This window comes from Arthrobacter sp. B0316-1-20, from assembly GCF_059091865.1.
The window spans coordinates 13,640-39,286 of the sequence record NZ_JBNHHC010000029.1; the positions used below are offsets into that span (position 1 = coordinate 13,640).

The 25,647-nt window shown below is 66.5% G+C and carries 21 protein-coding genes and 1 pseudogene; 5 read left to right on the forward strand and 17 right to left on the reverse strand.

Annotated features, from left to right (window positions below; translation table 11 throughout):
* Window positions 1-61: 61 nt before the first annotated feature.
* The 4 genes from AC5RW2_RS30820 to AC5RW2_RS30835 form a co-directional block, all read right to left on the reverse strand.
* The gene (locus tag AC5RW2_RS30820) at window positions 62-988 is read right to left on the reverse strand and encodes an alpha/beta hydrolase (protein WP_493964424.1); all 927 of its coding nucleotides are present in this window, start codon (window positions 986-988) and stop codon (window positions 62-64) included.
* The gene (locus tag AC5RW2_RS30825) at window positions 985-2,106 is read right to left on the reverse strand and encodes an FAD-dependent oxidoreductase (RefSeq protein ID WP_493964425.1); all 1,122 of its coding nucleotides are present in this window, start codon (window positions 2,104-2,106) and stop codon (window positions 985-987) included. The genes AC5RW2_RS30820 and AC5RW2_RS30825 overlap by 4 nt, the downstream gene beginning before the upstream one ends.
* Before the next feature lie 109 nt (window positions 2,107-2,215).
* Window positions 2,216-3,178 (reverse strand): phosphotriesterase family protein, encoded by a 963-nt coding sequence (locus AC5RW2_RS30830; protein ID WP_493964426.1) that lies wholly within the window; start codon window positions 3,176-3,178, stop codon window positions 2,216-2,218.
* Window positions 3,179-3,231: 53 nt separating this feature from the next.
* Window positions 3,232-4,215, reverse strand: coding sequence for a phosphotriesterase family protein (locus AC5RW2_RS30835; protein ID WP_493964427.1), 984 nt, complete (start codon window positions 4,213-4,215; stop codon window positions 3,232-3,234).
* A 352-nt stretch (window positions 4,216-4,567) separates the two neighbouring features.
* On the opposite strand from AC5RW2_RS30835, the gene AC5RW2_RS30840 reads away from it, so the two are divergent.
* The gene (locus tag AC5RW2_RS30840) at window positions 4,568-4,927 is read left to right on the forward strand and encodes an iron chaperone (RefSeq protein ID WP_493964428.1); all 360 of its coding nucleotides are present in this window, start codon (window positions 4,568-4,570) and stop codon (window positions 4,925-4,927) included.
* Window positions 4,928-5,016: 89 nt separating this feature from the next.
* On the opposite strand, the gene AC5RW2_RS30845 is transcribed toward AC5RW2_RS30840, so the two are convergent.
* The 5 genes and pseudogenes from AC5RW2_RS30845 to betT all read right to left on the reverse strand — a co-directional run bounded on the left by AC5RW2_RS30845 (window position 5,017) and on the right by betT (window position 13,591).
* Window positions 5,017-5,754 (reverse strand): GntR family transcriptional regulator, encoded by a 738-nt coding sequence (locus tag AC5RW2_RS30845; protein WP_493952132.1) that lies wholly within the window; start codon window positions 5,752-5,754, stop codon window positions 5,017-5,019.
* Window positions 5,755-5,838: 84 nt separating this feature from the next.
* A complete protein-coding gene (locus AC5RW2_RS30850) occupies window positions 5,839-7,863 on the reverse strand; it encodes a transglycosylase domain-containing protein (protein ID WP_493964429.1) in 2,025 nt (674 codons plus the stop codon).
* A 428-nt stretch (window positions 7,864-8,291) separates the two neighbouring features.
* A pseudogene (locus AC5RW2_RS30855) lies at window positions 8,292-9,890 on the reverse strand (GMC family oxidoreductase); the annotation flags it as partial.
* Complete coding sequence (locus AC5RW2_RS30860; RefSeq protein WP_493964431.1) at window positions 9,891-11,387, reverse strand: aldehyde dehydrogenase family protein; 1,497 nt, start codon at window positions 11,385-11,387, stop codon at window positions 9,891-9,893.
* Window positions 11,384-13,591, reverse strand: a complete 2,208-nt coding sequence (betT, locus tag AC5RW2_RS30865) for a choline BCCT transporter BetT (protein WP_493964432.1) — start codon at window positions 13,589-13,591, stop codon at window positions 11,384-11,386. The genes AC5RW2_RS30860 and betT overlap by 4 nt, the downstream gene beginning before the upstream one ends.
* A gap of 281 nt (window positions 13,592-13,872) precedes the next feature.
* On the opposite strand from betT, the gene AC5RW2_RS30870 reads away from it, so the two are divergent.
* Entirely contained in the window at window positions 13,873-14,754 is an 882-nt protein-coding gene (locus AC5RW2_RS30870) for a DNA-formamidopyrimidine glycosylase family protein (RefSeq protein ID WP_493964433.1), read from the forward strand.
* Window positions 14,755-14,861: 107 nt separating this feature from the next.
* Here AC5RW2_RS30870 and AC5RW2_RS30875 read toward each other — a convergent pair whose 3' ends face one another.
* From AC5RW2_RS30875 to AC5RW2_RS30905, 7 genes are all read right to left on the reverse strand, one after another.
* On the reverse strand, window positions 14,862-15,647 hold the full coding sequence (locus tag AC5RW2_RS30875; protein ID WP_493964434.1) for an acetoin reductase: 786 nt from the start codon (window positions 15,645-15,647) through the stop codon (window positions 14,862-14,864).
* A 201-nt stretch (window positions 15,648-15,848) separates the two neighbouring features.
* Window positions 15,849-16,499 (reverse strand): hypothetical protein, encoded by a 651-nt coding sequence (locus AC5RW2_RS30880; RefSeq protein ID WP_493964435.1) that lies wholly within the window; start codon window positions 16,497-16,499, stop codon window positions 15,849-15,851.
* Complete coding sequence (locus tag AC5RW2_RS30885; protein WP_494074876.1) at window positions 16,496-18,484, reverse strand: hypothetical protein; 1,989 nt, start codon at window positions 18,482-18,484, stop codon at window positions 16,496-16,498. The genes AC5RW2_RS30880 and AC5RW2_RS30885 overlap by 4 nt, the downstream gene beginning before the upstream one ends.
* Window positions 18,481-18,849 (reverse strand): DUF6507 family protein, encoded by a 369-nt coding sequence (locus AC5RW2_RS30890; RefSeq protein ID WP_493964437.1) that lies wholly within the window; start codon window positions 18,847-18,849, stop codon window positions 18,481-18,483. Before AC5RW2_RS30890 ends, AC5RW2_RS30885 begins: the two co-directional genes overlap by 4 nt.
* Window positions 18,850-19,037: 188 nt before the next feature.
* Window positions 19,038-19,415, reverse strand: coding sequence for a dTMP kinase (locus tag AC5RW2_RS30895; protein ID WP_493964438.1), 378 nt, complete (start codon window positions 19,413-19,415; stop codon window positions 19,038-19,040).
* Between the two features lie 450 nt (window positions 19,416-19,865).
* Entirely contained in the window at window positions 19,866-21,008 is a 1,143-nt protein-coding gene (locus AC5RW2_RS30900; RefSeq protein ID WP_493964439.1) for a N(5)-(carboxyethyl)ornithine synthase, read from the reverse strand.
* A 5-nt stretch (window positions 21,009-21,013) separates the two neighbouring features.
* Entirely contained in the window at window positions 21,014-21,148 is a 135-nt protein-coding gene (locus AC5RW2_RS30905) for a hypothetical protein (RefSeq protein WP_277883565.1), read from the reverse strand.
* A gap of 253 nt (window positions 21,149-21,401) precedes the next feature.
* Here AC5RW2_RS30905 and AC5RW2_RS30910 point away from each other — a divergent pair, with 253 nt between their 5' ends.
* Entirely contained in the window at window positions 21,402-22,067 is a 666-nt protein-coding gene (locus AC5RW2_RS30910) for a DNA alkylation repair protein (RefSeq protein ID WP_493964497.1), read from the forward strand.
* Between the two features lie 238 nt (window positions 22,068-22,305).
* On the opposite strand, the gene AC5RW2_RS30915 is transcribed toward AC5RW2_RS30910, so the two are convergent.
* Window positions 22,306-23,424: an acyl-CoA dehydrogenase family protein gene (locus AC5RW2_RS30915; RefSeq protein ID WP_493964440.1), complete on the reverse strand. Its 1,119-nt coding sequence runs from the start codon at window positions 23,422-23,424 to the stop codon at window positions 22,306-22,308.
* Window positions 23,425-23,615: 191 nt separating this feature from the next.
* Here AC5RW2_RS30915 and AC5RW2_RS30920 point away from each other — a divergent pair, with 191 nt between their 5' ends.
* Both AC5RW2_RS30920 and AC5RW2_RS30925 read left to right on the forward strand, forming a co-directional pair.
* Window positions 23,616-24,272, forward strand: a complete 657-nt coding sequence (locus tag AC5RW2_RS30920; RefSeq protein WP_493964441.1) for a PaaI family thioesterase — start codon at window positions 23,616-23,618, stop codon at window positions 24,270-24,272.
* Window positions 24,273-24,402: 130 nt separating this feature from the next.
* On the forward strand, window positions 24,403-25,641 hold the full coding sequence (locus tag AC5RW2_RS30925; RefSeq protein ID WP_493964442.1) for an NAD(P)/FAD-dependent oxidoreductase: 1,239 nt from the start codon (window positions 24,403-24,405) through the stop codon (window positions 25,639-25,641).
* Window positions 25,642-25,647 lie beyond the last annotated feature (6 nt).

Genomic DNA, 25,647 nt, shown 5'->3' on the forward strand with positions numbered 1-25,647 from the left:
GGCGGCACCGTCCGAAGACGCGTGCCGCCGCTTTGTATACCGGAGGAGTCCTGAGTAGGGGTCAGCCCTTGTTCAGGAACTCCGCTGTCTCCTGGAAGGCCCGGTAGAACTCCGGGATCCAGAAGAAGTTCTGGACGAAGCCGTGGTTCGCCCCGGCGTAGCGGCTGACCGTGGTGTCCACGCCGGCGTCCTTCAGGCGCTGGCCGTAGAGTTCACCCTCGTCGCGCAGGGGATCGTACTCGGCGGTGATGACCAGGGCCTTGGGCAGGCCGGAGAGGTCCTCGCGCTTGATCGGCGAGACCAGCGGATCGGCGGGATCCGCGCCGCTCTCAAGGTAGAAGGAGTTCCACGGCTTCAGCGCCGGAGTCTCCAGACCGTAGCCGGTGGCGTTCTCGCGCAGCGAGGCGTAGCGGTCCTCGTCGAAGTCCAGGTCCACGGAGGGGTAGTACAGCACCTGGTGCGTGATCCGGTCGAATCCCTCGTCATGCGCCATCGCGGTCACCGCTGCCACGAAGTTGGCCCCGGAGCTGTCACCGGCCAGGGCCAGGTTCTTGCCGTCCCAAACCAGGTCCCCGCCCTGCTCGGCGGCCCAGCGGACCACGCCGTAGCACTCCTGCAGGCTGGTGGGGAAGGGCGCCTCCGGTGCCAGCTGGAAGCCGACGGAGATGACCTTGTAACCGCTCTCCTTGGCCAGGGCCCGCGCGACGTGGTCGTGCGTCTCCAGGCTGCCGGAGAAGAACGCGCCGCCGTGGACGTACACCAGCAGGCCGTAGGACTCGGTCTCGGCCGGGGTGTAGATCCGCACCGGGACGTCGCCCGCCGACGTGGCTGCAACCGAATCCTCGACGGCGTGCAGCGGCAGCCGGTCTTCGAGCGGGGCGACGAACTGCAGGTCACCCGCGCGCTTGCCCTCCGGGTCCGGCCGCGTGCTGTGGTCGAACGGCGGCAGCGTGGCGAGGAGTTTGCCGATCTCGGGGTGGATGCTCACTCGACGCCCGCTCCCTTCTCGAAGGACGTGGTCTCCGGGAAGGAGTCACCGATGTCGAACGGCTTGCGGGAGATGTCCTGCAGCACATCGGTGATCGGCTTGCGCTTGGCCTGGTAGGTGCGCAGGGCATCCTGCAGGTCGGCGCCGTCCTTGATCGCGTCGGCCAGCCAGGCGGCGTCCTGCATGGCGGAGTTGGCTCCCTGGCCCTGGTGGTGCAGCATGGCGTGCGCGGCATCGCCGACCAGGGCAACGCTGTTGGTGTGCCAGTTCGGCTGCTTGTCGATGTCGTAGACGCCGCGGTTGGTCATCGAGGCGATGTCCAGTTCCTGGCCGATCTTCTGCAGCCGCTCGTCGAAGCCCTCCAGCAGCTGGCCGATGTACTCGTGCGTGACCTCCGGCGCCCAGGCGGTGTCGTTGCTCGGGGCGGTGATGTCGAAGGACACCTGGTTGCGGTGGCGCAGCGGCAGGAAGTACACGGTGGTGCCGTTGCGGCCCACGTACACGCGGAAGTTGTCGTTCTCCACCAGGCCGTAGGCGTCGTCGGCGGAGATCACCGCGCGCATGGCGATGGTGTGCGAGAACACCGGCTGGACTTCGCCGAAGATCTGGTTGCGGACGCTGGAGCGGATGCCGTCGGCGCCCAGCACCAGGTCGGCGGTGACCTCCACGCCGTTCTCGAACTTCACGGTGGCGGAGTCGCCGTTGTCGGTGACGGTGATCATCTTGTGGCCGATGTGCACGCGTTCGGCCGGCAGCAGCCGCAGCAGGGTCTCGATGACGTCGCCGCGGTGGACCATGCGGCAGTGGTTGGTTTGGGCATATTCGTTGATGCCCGGCCACGGATCGCGGGCAATCAGCTCGCCGTTGGCCTGGTAGACCTCGATGGCGTCGGAGGGGGCGGAGACCTTGGCGAACTCCTCGAACACGCCCCACTTGCGCAGCACCTCGACGGTCGGCGGGCGCAGGCCGATGCCGGCTCCCACTTCGCCCAGCTCGGGGGCCTGCTCGTACACGTGGACGTCGGCGCCGAGCTGCAGCAGGGCCAGGGCCGCGGAAGCGCCGGCGTAGCCGCCGCCGACGACGGCAACCTTCAGGTTCTGGATGTCGGAAGTCTTCATGATTCTGGTTCCTTCACTGGACGCCGCGGGGGCGACCTCGGGGGTGAAATTAGTGGTGGGGTCCCGCCGTCGTCGTCTGTGGCGTGGCGGGGGTCATGGATGGTTGCGGCTAGGCCTTGATGGACAGGAAGTCGGCCGGGTTGTCTTCCAGCAGCAGCTTGATGGTGGCGTCGTCGATGCCGGCGGCGCGCATGTCGGGCAGCATGTCCTCGAAGATGTAGTTGATGGTGTGGCCCTTCACGCCGGGCCAGCCCAGCGGGCTGCAGTTGGCGTCGGCCGAGACCAGCAGCTTGTCCGCGTAGCCCTTGTTCACCAGGTTGACGAAGTGCTCCATCCGCTCGGCACGCTTACGGCCCCAGAACGGCGGGTCCGGCAGCTCGAGGTCGTAGCCGAACGTGTCGAAACCGATCCGGCCACCCTGCTCGTAGATCCAGTCGTGCGGGGTGATCGGCGCGTTCAGGCCGTCGTCGGCGTGGCCGAAGAGCACGCGGTCCAGCGGCAGGCCCTCTTCGTTGAAGATGTTCACCGCCGGCTCGGGGTCAATCGCCAGGTGGGTCAGGATCGGCACCCCGGTGAGGACGGCGGCGCGCGCCGCGGCCCGGTAGATCCGCTTGTCCAGCTCGGTCATCTTGCCGCCGCGGCTGACGCCCACCTTGATCACGCCGGCCTTGGCACCGGTGTCGCCGATGCCCACGGTGATCTCGTGGATGAACACCTTCGCCAGGTAGTCCACCGACGCGCGCGAGAAATGCGGTAGCGCGGTGTCGCCGCCGACAAAGCCGGTGCAGGCCACAATGTGGACGCCGGTCTTGCGGGACAGCGAGCGGTAGTAATCGATGTCGCGGCCGTTGCAGATGCCGGTGGCGTCCACGAACGTGCCGCCGCCGTACTCGCGGAACTTCCGCAGCTTCGGCACGGTTTCCTCGTAGGCCTGCTCCGGCGACTTCCACCACTTGGTGTCCAGCTCGGATCCGGGCATGCCGTAGCCGATGTGTTCGTGGACCGCCACGATTTCCAGTTCTTCAGCCGGGATGGTCCCCAGCACGGTGTTTACTTTGGTCAAGACCCTCACCTTGTGATTAGAGAAGCTTTGTTGATGTACGACGGCGGTGCGCGCCCAGGCGCTCAGCGCACCGTCAGCAGGCGGCGCGGGTTGTCCACCAGGATGCGCTGCGCGTCGTCGTCGCTCAGGCCTTGGTCCTTGAGGAAAGGCACGAAGGTGGCCAACACGTGGCTGTACGGCAGGTTGTACTCCGGCAGCCCCTTGGCCACGCCGATGGAGTTGCCGGAGAGGATGATCTTGTCCGCATGCCCGGTTCTGGCGAGTTCAAGCACCAGATCGGCGCGCTCGCGGTCGGTGAGGTAGTCCTCGTCGTCGTCCAGGCCCACGTGGTCGATGCCGAGGAAGGCCCCGCGGCCGGCGACCTCAAGGGCGAACTTGGCGGCGTCCTTGCGATCCACGTCGCCCACCAGCACACGGTCGGCGCCGATCTGCTCGTCCAAAACGATGTCCAGGTCGTGCAGGACGTCGGCGCCAAAGCGGATGGAGACCGGCACGCCGGTGTCCTTGGCGGCGCGGGCGGAGCCGCGGAACAGGCTTTCCTCGGTGGGAGTCATGCCGGAGCGGTCGGCCGTGGTGGTGACGATCCCGGCGGCGGCGCGGCGTTCAACCCGGGGGACCACCATGCCTTCGGTGACCTCCTTACCGAACAGATCCGCGAACTTCTCGGCCGGCCACGGTGTGGGCGGGTTGGTCTGCGGGGTCAGGAAGTAGCCGCCGAGTTCCTCCTCGGGGCCCAGACCGGTGGAGGCGACGATGTGCACGCCGGTGGAGCGAGACAGCGCCTCGTAGAGCTTGAGGTCGCGACCGTGGAACATCCCGGTGCTGTCCACGATGGTCTTGCCGCCCTTGTCGCGGAAGTCGGTGAGTTTCGCGGCCAGCGCCTCGAAGATTTCGGCCCGGTCCATCGAGATGTCCGGGGCGTACTGCGCGCCCGGCAGGACGGAGAGCAGTGCTTCGTGGACCGCGACCACGCCCAACTCGTGAGCGGGAACGGGTCCAAGGACCGTGTTGACGGTTTCGGTGGGGGAAGTCGTTGTATCCGTCATCGGGACAACCTTTCGTTCTACGTCACGCCGGGGCGCCACGCGTTGGGAAGGATCATGCACCGCGACCTGAAGGACTGATTCCTCGCCGAACTCGGTGCAAGCGGCGGTAAGCGGAGGATGCCGGTGCAGCCGGTTGGATTGCCGGCTTCTTAAGGATGTGACCCCGATTACCTGTAAACTAGGTTTACACGATGTCAGGTGAAAGTCAATGCCAATACTGACCGATTGTTCTGGGCACCTCGTTGATATGTGAACGGCGGGGATCTATCAGTGCAGCTGTCGTATGATCGGCGTGCACCATCGCTCAAGATGCGACCGTCCACCACCTGACGTCGCGAAAAGGGAGACCACCATGACTGCGAGTTCGATCAGCGAGTACATCGACGGGTACGACGGTGATGTGCGGGATCGGCTGCTCTCCGTGTATGAACTGATCCGGTCGGCTGTGCCCGAGGAAGCGGAAGAATCGATCAGTTGGCGTATGCCGACCTTCAAACTCGGCACCGAGCCGTTGTTCTTCTTCACCGGAACAAAGCGCCACATCGGGTTCTATCCCACTCCAGACGCGATCGCGCATTTCTCGGCAGAGCTGGCCCCATTTGGAACCACGGAGCACCTTATACAGCTGCGCCATGATGCCCCGCTCCCGACTGAGCTCATCCGCGAGATCATCGCGTGGCGGCTACAGCAGCTGCCTTCAGACACGGTTTGAGTCAGTCTCCTCGACACACCGCTCCGCACCCCCTCCGGTTTAGCTGAATGACTCGTGGGGATGGAGTTCCAGGCGAAGACCGCCGGAAGCTACTGCGTGAAGCGGTATTTGAAGTTTTCGGCGTGGTGCAGGGCAGAGCGCCAGCCGATCGGGCGCCCGCCAGCGGTGCGGAAGATCGTGTCGATGACAAGCAGCGGACTTCCCACGCTGACACCCAACGTGGCAGCGTGGTCGGCGGTCGCCGCCGTTGCCCAGGCTTCGTGCTCCGAGCGGCCCAGTGTGATGCCGTAGCCCTCCTCCAGCAGTTCGAAGGCCGAGCCGCTCTCTTCCAATTCCTGCACCGTGGGGTTGAAGTCCCTCGGCGCGCGGATGTACACGTTCGCCTCGGCCAACGGCGCGCCCTCAACCGAAATCAGCCGGGTGAAATGCAAGAGCCGCTCGTGCTCGTCCGTGCCCAGCAGCTGGCCGACTTCCGCGGGCGGTTCCACCCATTCGGGTGCGGAGACTTTCGACGACGGGCGCATCCCGCTGTCCACCAGGAACTGGTAAAAACGGCCGGACCTGACATCGGCCGGCCGGTGTACCCGCAGCCCCTTAGCCGGGAAGGTGCCTTTGCCCTGTTTGCGGTAGACGTACCCGTCATTGGTTAATTCCTGCAGCGCCTGCCGGATGGGCGCCCGGCTGACCTCGAACCGGCTGAGCAGTTGCGCCTCGGTGATCGGTTTCTGGAGATCTACGATGCCCTCGGCGACCTCCCGGCGCAGGATCTCCTTAATCTGCCGGTACAGCGGGACCCCGGACGAGTAGTCGAGTTCGCCAGAAGCCATCGGTGGTCGGTCCTCCAGTTCATGTGGTTCTCAAGCAACCCTATGCGGTGGACCAGAAGGCGCAACTTCGGCAGGCGGCGGTGTCTATTTGGTCAGCGAGCGGCTGGCTTCGGGCAACTGCACTTTCTTCTCGCCCTTGAGCGCGCCGTCCATGGTCTCCTTCCACACCGGGGCTGCGACTTCGGAACCGGTCAGGTCTCTGTAGGTCTTGCCGTAGGCCGTGAGTTTGGTCAGCGGATACTGGGCCCCGCCGCGGGGGTCACCAAGCCACACGGCGGTCATGAGCTGGGGCGTTCCGCCGACAATCCAGTTGGCTGTGAAGTCGTTGGTGGTTCCGGTCTTTGCTCCGGCCTCCCGGTTGCCCTTGAGTTCAATGCGCGGTCCCAGGGTGCCTCTGGGGTTGAAGGGTTCCTTGAGCACAGCCGCGACGGTATCCGCGACAGCGGGTTTGATGGCGCGGTGACAATCTGGGTCCGGAACGGGCAGCTTCTTTTGTGTGTCGGTAGCGACTGCCTTAATCACCATGACCGGTTTGCAAACCGTGCCGTTGCTCATGAACGCGGCGTAGGCGCTGGCCATTTGCAGCGGCGTGACTTCGTAGGCGCCGAGGGCGAGGGATCCTTCCCTGCCGCTCAGCTTGTCGGGGTCGATAGAGGTGATGCCCAGCTTGTTGGCCATTTTCGCCGCGTTGATGACGCCGACGCGCTCCACAAGTTTGATGAAATAGATATTCACCGAGGCGCGGATGGCCTCCTTCGCGTTGATGACTCCATAGTCGACGTTGTCGTAGTTGATGTAGCCGCCCTTTGGATTGTCCAGTTTGGGTGATCGGTAGGGGCCGTCGGCACGGAACTCCGTGGAGGTATGGATGCCCTGCGTGAGCGCGGTGGCCAGCACAATCGGCTTCATCGCCGAGCCGACCTGGAAGGCATGGCGGACGTAGACCACCTGGGTCTTGCCCTTACCCTTGCCCCAGGCGCGGTTCTGCGCGATGGCGGCCACGTGCCCCGTTCCCGGCACCACGACGGCGGTGCCGAGCGCGGCGCGGTTGCCGTTGCCGAGCGCTTTCTCAACCGCTTTTTGCGCTGCGTCGGCCGCCTTCCGGTCCAAGGCGGTAGTCAGGGTCAGCCCGCCCGTGGTGAAGCGCTGCTCTCGGATTTTTGCGGTTTTTCCGAAAGCCGGGTTGGCGAGTAGTTCTTCCCGGACCGCCTCACAGTAGAACGGATACTTGGACCCGGCGCAGCCGGACTGTTCGGAACCGCGCTTAACGCCAAGCGGTGCCCGGCGGGCGGCCTGTGCCTTGTCGGCCGGCAGTACCCCCTGCCTTTCCAGCACATCCAGTACGGTGTTGCGACGTTCCGTCGCGGCGTCGGGGTGGGTGAACGGGTCGAAGGCGGTCGGGGCCTTGAGCAGCCCCACCAGCAGGGCCGACTGTTCATAGTTGAGTTTCGATGCCGAGGTGCTGAAGTAGAAGCGGGCCGCGGCTTCCACCCCATAGGCGCGGTTCCCAAAATAGACGGCGTTCATGTAGCGCCGCAGGATCTCATCCTTGGGCAGCTGTTTTTCCAGAGCGACGGCGTACTTCATCTCGCGGATCTTGGCGTTGTAGGTGTCGCCGACAGCCACCTTGTCTTCCTCTGCGTTCCGCGCATTGTTGACCAGGATGTTCTGGACCAGCTGCTGGGTGAGGGTGGATGCTCCTTGGACATCGCTGCTGGCGATGTTGTGGAACAGGGCCCTGGTGATGCCAAGCGGGTCCACGCCGCCGTGTTCGTAGAAGCGGGCGTCCTCGGTGCTGATCAGCGTCTTCTTGAAGGCCTCCGACACCTGGTCCAGCTCAACATCAACCCGGTTCTCGCTGTAGAACCGGGCGAATTCCTTGCCGTCCTTGTCCAGCAGGACGGTGTGCTGCGCCAACGGGCGATTCACCGGCAGATCGGTGGGCAGGTTTTGCCACATATCCAAGACGGAGTTTCCGACGACGGAGACCCCGACTGCCGCCGGTGCCACGAGTGCGCCCGCGGCAAAGGCCGCGACTGCCACGCTGACCAGCCACAAGTCGAGGCGACGGCGCCGGAGCTTTTGTTTCGGCCGCCGGGCGGTCGCCATCAGCTCATCAAACTCGACCTCTTCAGGCCTGTTGCGTCGAAAAGGCCACATGATTCGTTGTGCGGAAACGGCCGACGGATCCGTGTGAAATCCGTCCGGCGGAGCGTCGGACAGGCATGCCAGACGCCGGCGGTTCCCACACCCCTCCTTCCACACAGACGGAGCAGTAAAGAAAAGGGTAGAAGCCTTCGGGGCCCTGCGATAGGGGTTCGGGCACCCTGATTTGCCCATTCGGTTCCCCTCCCTGAAAGCCCGGGTTTGCCGGTGGAAAGTTGGTCCGGGCAGGGGTGTCAAACGCCGCCGTCGTACTCCGCGCAGAGGGCAAGAAAGGCGGGGGGTCGGCCATACGCGACCCCCCCCCATCCCCCCCCCCCGAGGGAAACCGCACGGACCAAACCGCCCCCCCCCCCAGCCCCCCCCGTCGTTGGTTCACCCGCCTGGCGGCCGCGGATCAGGTCGGCGCAGCGCTCGCCGATCATCATCACGGTGAGGTTGGGGTTGACGGTCACGTGCTCGGGCATCACCGAGGCGTCGGCAACCCGGAGCCCGGTGACGCCCTTGACCCGCAGCTCGGGGTCCAGCGGCGACATCACGTCGTCTACCGGGCCCATCCGGACGGTGCCGACCGGGTGGTAGACGGTGTTGTGCGTTTTCCGGATGTAGTCCTGCAGCTCCTCGTCGGTCTGCGCCTCGACGCCCGGGGACAGCTCGCGGCCGGCCCATTCGGCCATCGCCGGCTGGGCGGCGATTTCGCGGGCCTTGCGGATGCCGGCCACCATGACGCGCATATCGTGGCCTTCCGGGTCGGTGAAGTACCGCGGGTCCACCATCGGCTTGTCCCGGAAGTCGCGGCTGCGCAGCCGGACGGTGCCGCGCGAGCGGGCGTGCGTGACGTTGGGCGTGAGGCTGAAGCCGTTCTCGGTGGTCGGGTAGCCGTGCCGGAGCGTGTTCATGTCGAACGGCACCGAGCCGTAGTGCATCATCAGGTCCGGGCGGTCCAAGCCCTCCTCGGTGGGCGTGAAGATGCCGATCTCCCACCACTGGGTGGATTCGGTGACCATCGGCTGCTTCGCCTCGAACTGGACCAGGCCCTCGGGGTGGTCCTGCAGGTGCTCGCCGACGCCGGGGGAGTCCACCACCACGTCGATGCCGTGCTCGGCCAGGTGCGCGGCCGGGCCGATGCCGGAGAGCATCAGCAGTTTCGGCGAATCGATCGCGCCGGTGGACAGCACCACCTCCCGCCGGGCGGAGAGCGTGTGCGTGCGGCCGAAGGCGTTGTCCACGATCTCGACGCCGGTGCAGCGCTTGTCCGCGTCGAACACCAGCCGGCGGGCGCGCAGCCCGGTCAGCAGGGTGAAGTTTTCCCGCTCGATGATCGGGTGGATGTAGGACACGGAACTGGAGGAACGGGTGCCGTCGGCGCGCCGGTTGATCTGGAAGAAGTTGGCGCCGTTGACCACGGTGCTGCCGTCGTTGAACTTGGCGCGCGGAATGCCCACCTGCTCGCAGGCATCCAGCAGTGCGACGCCGGTCGGGTCCACCGGGGGAACGTTCATCACGTGCACCGGGCCGGAGTCGCCGTGGTGCGGGGCATCCGGGCCGGCATCCTCGTTGGTCTCCAGCCGCTGGTACAGCGGCCAGGCGGCGTCCGCGTTCCAACCGGTGGCGCCGTGCTTGGACTCCCATTCGTCCAGGTCCTCGCGCGGGGCCCAGAAGGCGATGCAGGAGTTGTGGCTGGAGCAGCCGCCCATCACCTTGGCGCGGGAGTGGCGCATGAAAGAGTTGCCGTTCTCCTGCGGCTCAATCGGGTAGTCCCAGTCGTAGCCGGACTCCAAGAGTTCCATCCAGCGGTCCAGCTGCAGCACTTCGGGCACGCCGCGGTCGTCCGGGCCGGCCTCCACCAGTGCCACGGAGACGGCGGGGTCTTCGCTCAGCCGGGCGGCGACGGCGGCCCCGGCGGAACCGCCGCCGACCACAATGTAGTCAAACTCCCGGTCGGTCAGGTTCTCGATGTTGTCGGTGTGCATTCAGTTCTCCTTGCCGCGGTCAGCGAACCAGCCGGTTACCTGCGGGCTGGTGTTCTGGTAGATGTGCTTGGCCTCCTGGTACTCGGCCAGGCCGGTGGGGCCGAGTTCGCGGCCGACGCCGGACTGGCCGAAGCCGCCCCACTCGGCCTGCGGGAGGTAGGGATGGAAATCGTTGATCCAGACGGTGCCGTGCCGCAGCCGGCCCGCCACGCGCTGGGCCTTGCCGGCGTCCTGGGTCCAGACCGCTCCGGCCAGGCCGTAAACCGTGTCGTTGGCGGTGGCCACTGCCTCGTCCTCGGTGCGGAAGGTTTCCACCGTCACCACCGGGCCGAAGGCTTCGTCTACTACAACGGACATGCCGCGTTCGACGCGGTCCAGGACGGTCGGCAGGTAGTAGAAGCCGTCGTCGTACTCAGAGCCCTGCGGTGCGGCGCCGCCGCAGCGCAGCCGTGCGCCCTCCTGCACGCCGCGCTGGACGTAGTCGTCCACCTTCTCCCGGTGCGCGGCGGAGATCAGCGGACCGGTTTCCGCGGCCTCGTCGAAGGGGCCGCCCAGGCGGATGCCTTCGGCGCGGCGGACCAGCTCGTCGACGAAGCGCTCCGCGATGGACTCCTCGACCACCAGCCGTGCGCCGGCGGAGCAGACCTGGCCCGAGTGGACAAAGGCGCCGTTCAGCGCGTTGTCGACGGCGGCGTCGAAGTCCGCGTCGGCGAACACCACGTTGGGGTTCTTGCCGCCGAGTTCCAGCGCCACCTTCTTCACCGTGCCGGCCGCGGCTGCCGCGACCACCCGGCCGGTCACCAGTCCGCCGGTGAAGGAGACCAGGTCGACGTCCGGGTGCTCGGAGAGCGGTGCGCCCGCCTCGGCGCCGGGGCCGGTGACCAGGTTGGCGACGCCGTCGGGCAAGCCCAGGTCCTGGAGCAGCTTCATGGTCAGGATGGCCGTGGAGGGGGTCAGCTCGGCGGGCTTGAGCACAAAGGTGCAGCCGGCGGCCAGCGCGGGCGCGATCTTCCAGGCCGCCTGCAGCAGCGGGTAGTTCCAGGGCGTGATCATGCCGCAGACGCCCACCGGTTCGTGCACTATGCGGCTGACGACGGCGGAGTCTCCCGCATCGACCATCCGGCCGGCCTGCTGCCCGGCGATCTTGCCGAAGTAGTCGAAGCAGGCGGCGATGTCGTCCATGTCCATCCGGCTTTCGACCAGCCGCTTACCGGTGTCCAGCGACTCGGCGCGGGCGAACTCTTCGCGGCGCTCGCGCAGCCCGGCGGCCACCTTGAGCAGGAAGTCCCCGCGCTCGGGCGCCGGGACGGATGCCCAGACGCCGGAGTCGAAGGCGGCGCGGGCGGCGGCGATAGCCCGTTCGGTGTCCGCGCGGCCGGCCTCGGACACTGTGGCGACCAGTTCGCCGTCGGCCGGATTGCGGATTTCGCGCACGTCGCCGGAAGCGGCCGGCTCCCACGAGCCGTTGATGAACAGGGTGGAGGCGGTGGTGGTCATGGTGTCTCCTTCGGAAGTGCGGCGACGGGTTCGTCAACCGTGTCGTAGTCGGTGTCCCAGTCCGCCTTGGCCGGGACGCTTTCGGCGGCCGTGGTGTACGGCAGGGTGGCGCGGTGCTGGTGCAGGAATTCCAGGTGTACCTCGTAGTGGTCCAGCACGTCGGCGATGACCTCGTCCTTGCTGTACCCCATCAGGTCGTAGCCGTGGCTGCCCTCCAGCGAGAACACCTCGAGCCGGTAGTACTTCCCGGCGGCCGCGGAGGAACGGGCGTAGGACGGGACGTCGTTCTGCACCGGGAAGACCTGGTACTTGAAGGTGCGTTCGCCGTCGAGCTCCACGCAGAGGTCGGCGCTGTCGATGCCGAAGGCCTCAACGGTGGTGGTTTTCAGCGTGGCCTCCAGCCCGCGGGCGGCCAGGTCGGCGCGCACGTCGGACAGCGCGGGCACCGCGACCTCGGACACAAAGCGCTGGGCCTGCCGGCGGCCCGGGTAGTTCATCGCCCGGGAGAGGCGCTGGCGCCAGCCGCGGCGGCTGTCCGCGCCGGCCGGCACGTTGGTGCGGGAGTTGAGCACGGCGTGCAGGCCGGCCTGGTAACTGTCGGCCAGGGCAGTCTCCAGCCGCAGCGCCTTGTAGAGGCCCAGCATGATGAACACCAGCACCACCGAGAACGGCAGGCCCATGATGACGGTGGCGCTCTGCAGCGTGGGCACTCCGCCCACCAGCAGCATGCCAAGGGTCAGCAGGCCGGTGGCCACGGACCAGAAGACGCGCAGCCACTTGGGGCCGTCCGAATCGGCGTCCTTGAGGTAGGAGGTGAAGTTGCTCATCACCAGGGCGCCGGAGTCGGCGCTGGTGACGTAGAACAGCAGCCCGGTGAAGGTGGCGATCGCGGCGCTGAGCGGGGCCATCGGGTACTGCTCCAGCAGCCCGTAGAAGGCGCGTTCCGGCTGGCTCATCGCCACTTCGCCGAAGGCCGCGTTGCCGCTCATCACGATTTCGAGCGCGCTGTTGCCGAAAATCGAGATCCACAGCAGGATGAACGCGAAGGGCACCACCAGCACGCCGATGACGAACTCGCGCAGCGTGCGTCCCCGCGAGATGCGTGCCAAGAACAGGCCCACGAAGGGTGCCCAGGCGATCCACCAGGCCCAGAAGAACAGTGTCCAGCCGTTGAGCCAGTCGTCGGGCCGGTCATAGGCGAAGGTGTCCAGCGCCATCGCCGGGAAGCGGGACAGCGTATCGCCGATGTTGGTCACGATGCCGTCCAGCAGGAACCGGGTGGAACCGGTAATCAGGACGAAGACCATCAACGCGATTGCCAGGATCACGTTGAGTTCGGAGAGCCGGCGGATGCCCTTCTCGATCCCGGTGAGCACCGAGACCGTTGCCATGATCACGGCCACGGCGATCAGGGCGATCTGCACCATGGTGTTTTCCGGGATGCCGAACTGGAAGCTCAGTCCAAAGTTGAGCTGGGCGACGCCGATGCCCAGGCTGGTCGCGATGCCGAAGATGGTGCCCAGCATGGCCGCGATATCGACGGCGTGACCCAGCGGCCCGTGGATCCGCTTGCCCAGGATCGGGTACAGCGCCGAGCGGATGCTGAGCGGCAGGTTATGCCGGAAGGCGAAGTAGCCCAGTGCCATTCCCATCAGGGCGTAGAGGCCCCAGCCGAGAATGCCGTAGTGGAACAGGGTCCAGACCACGGCTTGGCGCGCGGCCTCCACGGTGGAGCCGTCACCGGTGGGCGGTGCCAGATACTGGGTCACCGGTTCCGCCACCGAGAAGAACATCAGGTCGATCCCGATGCCGGCGGCGAAGAGCATTGCCGTCCAGGTGAAAAGGTTGAACGTGGGGCGCGAGTGGTCCGGCCCCAGCCGGGTCTTGCCTACTCGAGAGACGGCCACGAAGAGGACGAAGACGAGGACCGAGACCACAATCAGCGAGTACCACCAGCCGAAGGTCGACCCCACCCAGGTGACGGCGGCACCGATGACGGCGTCCGCCGATTCCCGATCAAGAATGGCCCACAAAGCGATGCCCAGCACGCCAACAGCGGAGCCGATGAAAACGGTCTTGTTGACTCTGGTGCGCGGCTCCGGCTCGGGTGGGACCTCGCCCGTGGGCAGGACGGTCTCCGGCTCCGGGTGCCGAATGGTCCCGCTGTCGGGCCCGGGCGCGGCGGGCTTGGGCGGCGTGCTCATATCGGTCTCGTACCTCGCATCGATGGTTCTGCTGGTCGCGGTCTCGCTGGTTGCAACGGCCCCTCGGGGCCAACCCTCGACGCTAGCAACGGCAGGAATTAACTCAACTTCGCGCGAGTAACACACTTATTAAGTGGGCAGGATCACGCGTGTCTTTGAGCAGTATCACCATGGAAAACCCTTGACGCGTGGTTCAATACCGGGCCGCGGTGGAGCAGGAGGGAAGGAAAGGGGAGCAGTTTCCGGGCCCGGTACGCCCTTTTTTGCGTTACCGTGAGGGCATGCCGGAGATGCCTGAGGTGCAGGGACTGGTTGATTTCCTGCGGTCCAAGCTACTGCCGCCGGACGGGCCGGCGGCCCGGATCGCCGACGTCGAGGTGCTGTCGTTCTCGGTCCTGAAGACCGCAGACCTTCCGCTCGACGTTCTGGGGGCCGAACCGGTGTTTGGAGTGACCCGCTACGGCAAGTTCATCGCCATCACCGCCGGCAGCGCGCACTTGGTGATGCATTTGGCCAAGGCCGGCTGGCTCCGCTGGTCCGATGCGCTCAAGCCCGGCCGGCTCCGTCCCGGCAAGGGGGCGATGGCGTTGCGGGTCCGGTTCGCGGCCGACGACGAAGCGGCGCCCGGCTTCGACCTGACCGAGGCCGGGACCAAGAAGTCGCTGGCGGTTTACGTGGTCAAGGATCCCCTCGATGTGCCGGGCATCGCCCGGCTGGGACCTGACGCGCTCGACGTCGATGCGGCCACTTTCGCGCACATCGTCGCCTCGCATAACGGCCAAATCAAGGGACTGCTGCGCGACCAGTCGGCAATCGCCGGCATCGGCAACGCCTACAGCGACGAAATCCTGCACGCTGCCAAGCTCTCCCCCTTCGCCAACGCCGCAAAGCTGGACCCCGAAGACATGGACCGGCTGTACTGGGCAATGCACCAGGTGCTCGAGTCCGCCATTGCCGCAGCTTCCGGCCGTCCGGCCAACGAACTGAAGGACTCCAAGCGCAAAGCCATGCACGTGCACGGCCGCGCCGGCGAGACCTGTCCCGTCTGCGGGGACACCGTACGCGAAGTCTCCTTCGCCGACTCCTCGCTCCAGTACTGCCCCACCTGCCAAACCGGCGGCAAGCTGCTGGCGGACCGGAGGATGTCCCGCTTACTTAAGTAGGCGACCTGATTCCCGGTGGCCCCGGCGGGCCGGTGCTTTCGCCTGAACGGGACGGCGTCCCTCCCGCGGAAGGGGAGGGACGCCGTCGTTGTTGAAGAGAGCGGGTATTAGTTGTAGAGCATGCCGCCGTCGACCAGCAGGACCTGGCCGGTGACGTAGTCGGAGTCGGGGCCGGCGAAGAAGGAGACGATCTTGGCGACGTCTTCCGGGGTTTCGATCCGGCCGAGCGCGATCCCCTCCACGTTCTCCTTGAGGTTCTGGCCGATCGGCTTGCCGTTGATCTTGCTGAGCTCCTTGTCGATGAGCTCCCACATGCCGGTTCCGACGATGCCGGGGGCGTAGGCGTTGACGGTGATGCCCTTGGGAGCCAGTTCCTGGGCCGCGGCTTGGGTGAAGCCACGTACGGCGAACTTGGAGGCCGAGTAGGCGCTAAGGATCGGGAAGCCTTGAATGGCAGCGATCGATGCGGCGGAGATGATCTTGCCGCCGTGGCCGAGTTCTTCGAACTTGGCGGCCGCTGCCTGGATACCCCAGACAACGCTGTTGGCGTTCACGCTGAAGATTTGGTTGAGCTCTTCCTCGGTGATCTCCAGGATGGGCTTGATCTGCGCAATGCCGGCGTTGTTCACGATCACGTCGAAGCCGCCGAGGGCTTCTGCGGCCGCGTCGACGGCGGCGACAACCTGGTCCTTCTTGGACACGTCGGCGGCCACGAAAACAGACTTGCGGCCGAGGGCTTGGATCTCGGCGACGACGCCTTCGCCCTTCTCACGCTGCGGCTCGATGTCCGCAATGGCGACGTTAAAGCCGTCGTTGGACAAACGAAGTGCGATGGCCCGGCCGATGCCCTGGCCTGCGCCGGTAACGAGTGCGACCTTGTCTTGAACAGTCATGTAGTTGTCTCCTTTTCACTGCTCCGGCGGTCTGTGCCCGGTTCGACGAGCGTGATAGACCGCCTGTTTGTACACCAGCCCTCAGAGGGGGTGTCACTTATTGGAACGGCAAGGAGCCTAGTTTCATTCCTTTGCATATAAATGACCGGGGTGGTAAGGGCGCGATGGTGCGCACTGGGAAGTTGGCGAAGCGACGGGCGCTCAGGCGCCGTCGTCGTAGTACCGGCTGTTCTTGCCGTACTCCGGATCCTGTTCGGAGCGGACCATGCGGTGGTCCTCGGGGTGGTCCAGGCACGGGCTGCTGAAGGAGAGGACGACGGCGTTAATGCCGCCGGCAACGTGGTGGGCGGCAGTGGCGCCGAGCTCGCCGTTGCGGAAGTAGAGGGTGCGGACGTTGCCGGATTGGGCGGTGGCCTCGTTCTTTTGCTCCCAGCCCGATCCGGTCAGGTAGCCGGCGGTAGCGTCGAGGGCGGCGTTCGCCTGCTCAACGTCGGCGACTTTGCCGGTGGCACGGCCGATCCAGGCCGTCTGGGTCTGCGGTTGCTCGTCCTCGGGGCGCAGGCAGGTTTCCTCGCGGAGCAGGTCCACCTTCAAGTCGGCGGCGGAGGACGCCTCCGCTATCGCCTGGGGCAGCAGCTGCTCGAGCTGGCGGCCGTAGTCCTGCGATGACGATTGGTTCTGTTGCGGCTGGTTCTCCTGCGGCACGGCGCAGCCTCCTAGGGTGGTGATGGCCAAAGCGGCAGCGGCGGTGAGGGGAGCAGCGTAGCCGCGCCTCCGCCGTCGTACTGTGCCGCGGTGCGGATGCGGAGCGTCTGCGGCGGGGCGAAAGCGGAGCCGGGCCCGCACGCTCATTTCTCCAGACTTTCCACCGTCACGGTTTCAAGATTGCCATAGGCATAGTCCTCGGGATTCTGCTCGAGCAGGCTGACGATGCGCGGACCAGAGGGGGAGTAGGTCTGGTGGACCTGGTCCTCGACGTACGGACTGACCTCGGTGCCTTCGATAACGCCCTGGATGTTGGTGGCGGAGGTGGAGTCCTGCCGGAAGTAGTCGGTGTGCCCGCCCATCAGCGAGTCTGGATCATTGGGGGAGAGGAAACCGGTCTCCAGCCGGACCGGATTCATCACCGTGGGGCTGCCGCCTCGCCAGAACGAAGGCCCGTGGTAGCCGCCGCCGAGGAGCTGCGCGGCGGAGATCGGGTCGTCGCGGGTCTGCAGCCAGTAGCGGTGGGCGTTGGGGTTGGCCGTGTCCTCGGGACTGCCCACGTTGTGCCCCGTGCCGGCGGGAGCCACGTAGACGATGTTGGTGGAATCCAGGCCTTCGCGCTCGCCGGTGCCCAGCAACGAGCCGCCGGCGCTGTAGCCGATGTAGGTGGTGCGGGCATCGGGCCTGACTTCCAGGTCCAGGGCATGGTCGAACGCCGCGAGCAGGGGGCCGCCGTTTTCGTTGAACGAGGTGGTGATGTTGTCGCTAATCTCATCCGGCAGGTCGGTGCCTTGCCAGTAGAAAGAGACCGCGTCCGTGGCGCGCTCGCCGTTCACCGCGTCCAGGCGGCGCGTATACGCTTCCAGCTGGCCCAGGTCCGCGCCGGTGCCCGGCACCAGCGTGGCGATGGTCCGGGTGCCCGGGCCCAGCGCGCCGTCCATGGTGACGATCCGGCCGTCGCCGTCCAGGCTGAGCATCACCACCTGCAGGTCATGGTCGACGGCGAAGTCCAGTCCCGTGCGCAGCGTCGCCAACCGGTTGTGCTCGGCCTGCCAATTTTCCAGCTCCTCGGTGTACTCCAGGTGGGCCCGCTGGTAATCCGCGCGGTGCTGGTTCCGGCCGGAGGGCAGGTAGTCGTTGAGGACCGGCTCCGCGCCGAGCCGCTCCTGCTGGGTAGCCACCGTTTCGCGGTAGCCGGCGGCGGTGATGGTGTTGGCACGCACCCGGCCGGCGAACGGGATACCGTTCAGGGCGCCGAACACCGCCGGATAGAGCAGCAGCAGGCGTTCCTGGTCTCCCGGCGCCAGCCCCTTCCAGGCGTCCCGGATGTTGCTGATCCCGGCTTCGGTCAGCGCTGCATCGTTGGCCATCGCCCGCGCCAGCACTGCCTCGGCTGAGCCGGGCATCCGCCAGGCCGGCAGCTTGTTGGCGGCCAGCACGGCGGCGCCCTCGGGGTTTGCCGCCGCCCAGTCGCGCAGTTCCTGGTCGGTGAGCCCGGTCAGCGAGGCCAGATATGCCTCAGGGGTCAGCGGACCGAAACGCTCGTTCAGGCCGCTGGTGAAGCCGGCCCACGGCGGCGCGGCCGGGAGCGCTGCCGATGCGGCCAGCAGCGGGGTGGCCGGCAGCGAGTCGAGGGTGCCGCCGCTGATGGCCTGGAGCGCGGCAGCGGTTTCGGAGCTCAGCGCCTGCCAGTCCGCCCGCAGCGACGCTACCCGGCCGTTGAAGGCTTGGGCCCGGCGGATGGCACGCTCCGCTTGATTGTCGTCCAGCGGTTCGTCGCCGCCCAGCGCGGCGTTCAGAGCCGCCATCAGGCCGGGCCGTACCGCACGGAGTTCTTCCGCTTCCGCTTGGAGCGGCCGTCCTGCGGCGACGAAGGCAGCCACGGCATCGCGGGCGGCGGCCAGAGCCGCGGTCCATTCCTGCATCGGGCCATCCAGCTCATCCAGCGCGGCGTGGACTTCCAGCTCGGTCTCTGGCTGCCGGTACGCGTCCTTCAGCCCCGACCACGCGGCTTGGGCATCCACCAGGTAGCTGGCCGTGGCAGCAGCTCGGCGCGACATTTCCTCCACCGCGTCCGACAGCTGGTCCCAGGGCACATCGAGCTCCGGGACACTTGCTAGCCTGACGGTCACGGCTGCGGCACCGGGCCGAAACCGCGGGCGGCGAGGACCGGCGCGTCACCGGCGTTCAGGGTCTCGGCGAAGTCAGTGGCGGCAGCGGACATCTCCCCGTCCGCGTCGATGAACAGCTCGGCCGTCTCCGCGACTACCCGGGACTTGCCGTAAACCAGTCCGGCGATCCGCTGGCCGACGTCGCTCCGCGGCGACCAGAACCCGGCGAACGCCTCCGCCACATCGGCGGCGCTGCCAAACAACGACGACGCCGCCTCACCTGCCGCTGCCGCGTCGCCTGCCGCCTTGTCCAGCGATTGCCCGTCCGCGGCCACATCCACCAGAACCGCATGGAGCTGCCTGGGACTGATCCGCCAGCTGCCCATGCCTGCCCCGCCCTTCGTGGTTAACCGTTCCTGGGTTACTGTCCCACGGGAAGCTGCGGAACTGAATGGGGAGCACTCCCCATCGGGAGATGGCTCCCCAGTCACTCCCCATCGCAAAATTGCTCGCTCATCAATCCCGAACTGAGGAATGCTACACAGCATTCCCATGGGGGATGAGGACGGCGCCGCTAGCTGGCCGGCGGCGAGGCGGCAGCCAGGATGCGGTGCAGCACGTCGCTGCGGGACCCGTCCGCGTCGACGACCTGCCAGTCCAGCGACCCGGCCATTCGCAGGTAGGCGCAGCGGGCCGCCCGGAGATAGTCCACGGACTCGGAATCCTCCCCCCGCGCCGTGATCCGGGCGTGCGCCGTCTCCGCAGGCACATCCAGCAGCACCACCGCGTCGGGCCTCGGCAGGATGCGGACCAGCCGAGGCAGGACGCGTCCCGGTGGCAGGCCGCGCACAGTGCGGAGGACCTGCTGGCAGTGCAGGTGCCGGTCCATCACCGTAGTCCCGTGGAATGTCGCGGCACGGATCTCGGATACCAACACGTTGAGCGTGCGCACGTGGACTCGAACCGGTCCGCCCAGTGCGGTGCCACAGTGATGCCAAGGCGTGCACTGGCCCGAGCCAGCCAGCGCCGCCCGGCCGGATTGCGCAGCACCCGCGCCGGCCGGCCCGCTGCCCGCTCGGCGGCGACCAGCGACGCGGCTGCCGTCGTCTTTCCAGCCCCGTCGATGCCGAGGACGAGGACAGTGCGCCCCGCTCTCCGCCGCGGTCGGCCGGTCTCAGCGGACAAGGTTCCCTGCTTTCGGTCGGTGATCTCGCTTGGCACAACGAACACCAGGCCGGAATCGGTGCCCCGGTTCAGCTGTGACTTTGCTGAACTACCGCAATCCTTGCGGCGCCTTGCCCGCCCGGATCCGGCAGCAGCTCGCCATGCTTGCCAAACAGAAGGACGACGGCGGCCCGTAGGTCGTCGTCGTCCTTCCTCTGCAGTGGTGGTGCCGCGATTCTCAAACAGCTGCGTGCGGATACTCCGCCGAGCGGTGCTGGAACGCAAGGACCGCCGGGTTGACGATGACGCCGTCACGGATTTCAATGGCGCGGCTGATTGTGTTGTCCGCGGTCCAACTGCCGGGTCCGCTCATGACAGTGCGCAGGAACGGGATGAGGGCGGTGCTGATTTCCCAGGTCGCGGAATTCCACAGGTAGGACGGCGTGTGGTCCACGGCGTAGTAGCTCACGTGGTCGCCCACCTCGAAGGTGGGCTCGGCGAAGGTCGTCATCTTGGCCCAGCTGAAGCCCATGCCTTCGTCGCAGGAGACATCGACGATCAGGCTGCCCGGCCGAAAGCCGTCCAGGTCCGCTTCATCCAGGTAGATCAACGGGTTGTTCGGATCCTGCAGCGTGCAGTTGACCACAATGTCGCGCTCCGCGAGGAACGGCGCCAGCGGCACCCGTCCGTCGTCGGTGATGACATGGCTGAGATGCGGGGCCGCAGCGTCGTGATCGAACTGGGTGATGCGCGCGGAGTGGATCGGCGATCCCACGGCGGCCGCCGCGCGGTTGGTCAGCACCTGAACATCATGGATGCCGTGCGCGTTCAGGGCCGTGACCGCGCCGCGGGCGGTGGCGCCGAAACCAATGACGACGGCGGTGAGCGGGCGGCCGTAGTCGCCGGTAGATCCTGCCAGTTCCAGCGCATGCAGCACTGAACAGTAGCCGGCCATCTCGTTGTTCTTGTGGAAAACGTGGAGTGCGAATCTGCCGTCCTCAGCCCAATGGTTCATGGCCTCGAAGGCGATCAGGGTCAGCCGCTTGTCGATGGCCAATTGGGTAATGGCACGGTCCTGGACACAGTGCGGCCAACCCCAGAGGATCTGGCCGTCCCGGAACTCGGCAAGGTCTTCCGGCTGCGGCTTCGGCAGCAGCACCATATCCGCTGCTTCAATGAGCTCCTGGCGCGAGGCGATCCGCCCCACCAGTTGCGCCAGGTGCTCGTCGGACACACCGAAGCGCTCGCCGTAACCCTGCTCAAGGATGATCCGCTCGCGGAGGTCGGCGTCAAGGCGCTCGATGTGCGCAGGATGAATGGCCAGCCTGCGCTCATCGGCCTTGCGCGTCGTCGCCAGGACTCCGAGCGACAGCAGCGTCAAGCGGCTCAGCGCTTCTTGATGGTGGTCAGTGTCTCCGAGGCTGCCGCGCCGGCCGCCTTGGCCTTCTTGTCGCTGCGCTTTTCCTTGATGGACTTGCCCGATTTTTTGGATGCAGATTGTCGGGGAGATTTGTCGGCCATGAGTGCCTCCTCAGCGCCAGCAGAGAATGCTGCGCTTTAACGGGAACAAAAGATTTTGTTCCGTACCCCTGACCATACGGCATGGCACCTCCGCCGGGACATCGCGCCCGGCAAACGGGTGCGAACGGTTGACTTGAGCCACAAGCAGAGGGCCGCCAGGACGACGACGGGTGAGCACCGCCGTCGTCGTCCTCTGAAACAGTCCGTGGCGGCCCATATGCTGGAGGCTGACGTGAATGACCGGGAGGGTGAGATGTCCGAGGCGACGGTGGCCGAGGTGATGGCCGAACTGGCCGGGCTTGAGGATCCGAAGGTGCGCGAGGCGAATGAGAAGCGCGGCGACGACCACGGTGTAAACCTGTCCAAGCTGCGCGCGGTTGCGAAGCGGCTGAAGACCCAGCAGGAGTTGGCGCGCGAGCTGTGGGCAACAGGCGATACAGCGGCGCGGCTGCTGGCACTGCTGATCTGCCGTCCGAAGGCCTTCGAGCGCGACGAACTGGACACCATGCTGCGCGAGTCGCGTGCGCCCAAGGTGCACGACTGGCTGGTGAACTACGTGGTCAAGAAGAGCCCGCATGTCGAGGAGCTGCGCGTGGCCTGGACCGCGGATGCGGATCCGGTGGTGGCCAGTGCCGGCTGGGCGCTGACCACCGAACGGGTGGCGAAAAAGCCCGAGGGGCTGGACCTGCCGGGGCTGCTGGACACCGTCGAGGCGGAGATGAAAAACGCGCCGGACCGGTTGCAGTGGGCGATGAACCACACCTTGGCCCAGATCGGGATTGAGCATGCCGAGCACCGCGCCCGCGCAATTGACATCGGCGAACGCCTGGAAGTGCTCAAGGACTACCCCACGCCGCCGAACTGTACGTCCCCCTTCGCGCCCATCTGGATTAGCGAAATGGTGAGCCGGCAGGGTTGAGGCCTGAGGGAGTCAAGTCTTAGATGAAATCCATGGGCTGCCAGCAATGCATCCACCGAGACGCAGGTTAGTCATCGTCTCAGCCTCGACAGCAACGTCCACCGCGCAGGTGGTAGCCCTTTACGTTGCAGGTGGCTTAAGGTGCGCACCGTCGCTGCTCCAGTAGCCGAGGAACGCCCTCTGCTGTGCCCGCATCTTGAGCCCGAAGCCTGCAAAAAGGGCAAGCTGAGACTAGAGCTCAGACCCCCAGGTATGTGGCCGCCAGTTCCCGGTGCTGATTCGGCGTGCCGAAAAGCAGCTCGTTGCTTTTAGCACGGCGGAAGTACAGATGTGCCGGATGCTCCCACGTGAAGCCGATGCCGCCGTGAATCTGGATGTTGTCATAAGCGGCCTTGACGTAGGCTTCGGCGGTCAGGGCATGGGCCATGGCGGCCTCGGCTGGCAGTTGGGCGTCGCCGTCGTCGGCGGCTTGGGCGACCCGGTGGGTCGCGGCGCGGGCAAGCTCGACGTCCAGGAGCATGTCGGAAATCTTCTGCTTGATGGCCTGGTAGCTGCCGATGACCTTGCCAAACTGTTCCCGCGTTCGGGCATAGTCGGCGGACTGCTCGATCAGGCGCAGCGCGCCGCCGGCATTTTCAGAGCACAGGGCCACCGAGGCGTAACGGAGCATGGTTTCGAGAGCCGTCCAGCCGTCGCCTTCTGCACCGAGCAGCCGGGCCGGGGCTGCATCCAAGATGACTCTGGCCTGCCGCCGGGTAATGTCTAGAGTCTCCTGGTTTTCGACGGTCAAGCCGCGGGCGTTGGCGTCGACGAGGAAAATCGATACGCCCCGCGGGCTGCGGGCGGCCACGAGGATGACGTCGGCGGCGGCGCCGTCCAGGACGTTAATCTTGGTGCCGGTCAGGTGCCATTGGCCGTCGGTGGCGATGGCCGTTGCCGTGATCCCTTCGGGGCTGAAGAGGGCGGAGTAGGGTTCGAGGAACGCCACGGTGGCGATAGTGCTGCCGTCGGCGATACCGGTGAGCAGTTCCTCCTTGGCTTCGTCGTCGCCGGCGGCAAGTACCAGGTTGGCGGCCAGAACCACGGTGGCGAAGAACGGGGTACCGGCCAAGGCCCGGCCCAGCTCTTCGATGACGACATTCAGTTCGACCTGGCCAGCCCCCGATCCACCGTATTCCTCTGGGATGGCGATGCCCTGGAGGCCCAATTCCTCGGCCATTCGGGTCCAGACGGCAGGATCGTAACCGCTATCCGTGTTCATCAGCCGCCGGACGTCCGCTTCCTGGAAATTCTCCTCGCAGAACTGGCGCACCATCTGGCGCAAATCGGATTGCTCTTCCGTGAAAACCGTAGCCATCGGGACCTGCTTCCTTCGGGTGGCGGGCATCCTCGCACCGGCCATCCCTAGCGTTCGATTAGGGTTCGATCACAATCTAGACACCCATTTCCCGGGAGGGGGACGCAGTTTTCGATGAGCGAAAACAGGGGCTGACTGCCAGACTCTCCTATGAACATATTGGTCAAACCAATCGTATTAGGAGGTTGACCATGGTCGAGATGACCCTGTCCACGCCGCACCTCGCGAACCCGGAACTGGTGTTGCCGGAATCGCCGGAGCACAGCGTCCTGGCCGAATACGCAGCCGAGGTCTGCCGTCGGATCTCAGCAGGGCTCCTGGGGACCACCGGCGAGGAGCTGGTGGAGCTGCTTGCAGCCGAGACGGACAGCCTGCGCGCCGCGCTGGCCGATCCGGCCGTCCTGCAGGACCGCCCGCCCGCAGCCAATCCGCCGGCCTTCGACCGCAAGGGCCGGGTCATTGTCGCCACCAACCCGGTGGTCAGCCACCGCAACCCGCTCGCTCCTCCGATGACCCTGCTCCGGAGCGGCGAAGAGTGCGAGTTCAGCGTCGTGCTGCCGCTGCAGTACCAGGGCCCGCGCGGCAAACTCCACGGCGGCTACTTCGCAGTGCTGCTGGATGAGGCGCTGTGGCAGGCGGTCCGGGACAACGTCCCAGGCATCAGCTTCACCCGCGAACTGACCGTCTCCTACGAGCGGCCGGTGCCGCTCTTCGAGGAAGTCACAGTCACCGGCAGGGTCACCCGTATCGACGGGCGCAAGACGTTTGCCGAGGGGGAAATCCTTGCCGGGGGCGAGGTCTGCGCCCGTGCGCACGGCCTCTGGATCTCCCCGAAACCCCGGGACTGACGAGGAAGCATTCGGTCCTTTCGCTGAGCGAAAGCGGCCAATGTGGCCCAGGTCATATCTGTCAGCATGACTGGGTACGGCCACCCAACGACGCGGCAAGGATGTCGCCTAAGTTCGAAGGAAAGTTGCAATGTCTGAGGAAACCATTCTCATCATCGGTGCCGGCCACGCCGGGGTGCAGGCAGCTGTCCGGCTCCGCGAGCTGGAGTGGGCGGGCCGCGTGGTCCTAGTGGATCCGGACGGGCAGGTGCCCTACGAACGCCCGCCGCTGTCCAAGGATTTCCTCAAGCCCGGCGCCCCCGATGACGCTCCGCCGCTGCGCAAGGACGGCTTCTACGGGGACAAGGGCATCGAGCGGATCAGTGGCCGAGCCACCCGGATACTGCCGGCCGACCGCCGCGTGGTGCTGGCCGACGGCGTTGAGCTCGGCTACGCCAAGCTGATCATCGCCCCCGGCTCCTCCGCCCGCCGGCTGAACATTCCCGGGGGCAACCTGCCGGGGATCCACCTGCTCAAGACCCACGACGACGCGCTTGCGCTGAAGCAGGCGCTGGTGCCCGGGACGCGTGTGGCGATCATCGGCGCAGGCTACATCGGCCTCGAGGTGGCCGCCGCGGCCGCCGTGCTGGGCTGTGACACGACCGTGCTGGAATTCCAGGACCGGGTGATGAGCCGGGTCACTGCCGAACCGGTTTCCCGATACTTCGAGCAGCTGCACCGCGGGCACGGGACCCGGTTTGTTTTCGGCGCCGCCGTCACCGAAATCCAAGCCGACGGCAAGGCAAAGAAAATCCTCATCGCCGACGGCGCCACCTACCCGGCCGACGTCGTCGTTGCCGGCATCGGCGTCGTTCCCCTGCAGGAACTGGCAGCCCAGGCGGGGCTGCGCACCGATGACGGCATCGTGGTAGATGCTGACAGCCGGACATCGGACCCGCACATCTACGCCGCCGGGGACGCCACCCGCCTCGTCTCGGAGGAGCAGGGCATCAACCGGCGTCTGGAGAGCATCCAAAGCGCCGTCGCTCAGGCCGTCAACGCCGCCAACCACATCATGAACGCCCCCGCCGCCAAGCGGGAGGTGCCCTGGTTCTGGACCGTGCAGCACGGCGTGCGGCTGCAGACTGCCGGGCTGCGCCAGCCGGACGACGACGTCCTGGTCCGCGGCGACGCCGGCACCGCGCCGTTCTCCGTGCTCTACCTCCGCGACGGCCGGCTTGCCGCCATCGACACCATCGGGTCCCTCAAGGACTTCACTCAGGGCAAGAAGTTGATCGCCGCCGGCGCCGCCGTCGACCCCCGGCTTGCCGCCGATCCCACCACCAAACTGGCCGACGCAGTCCGCGACCTGGTCGCCCACCGAAGCTGAAGGAGC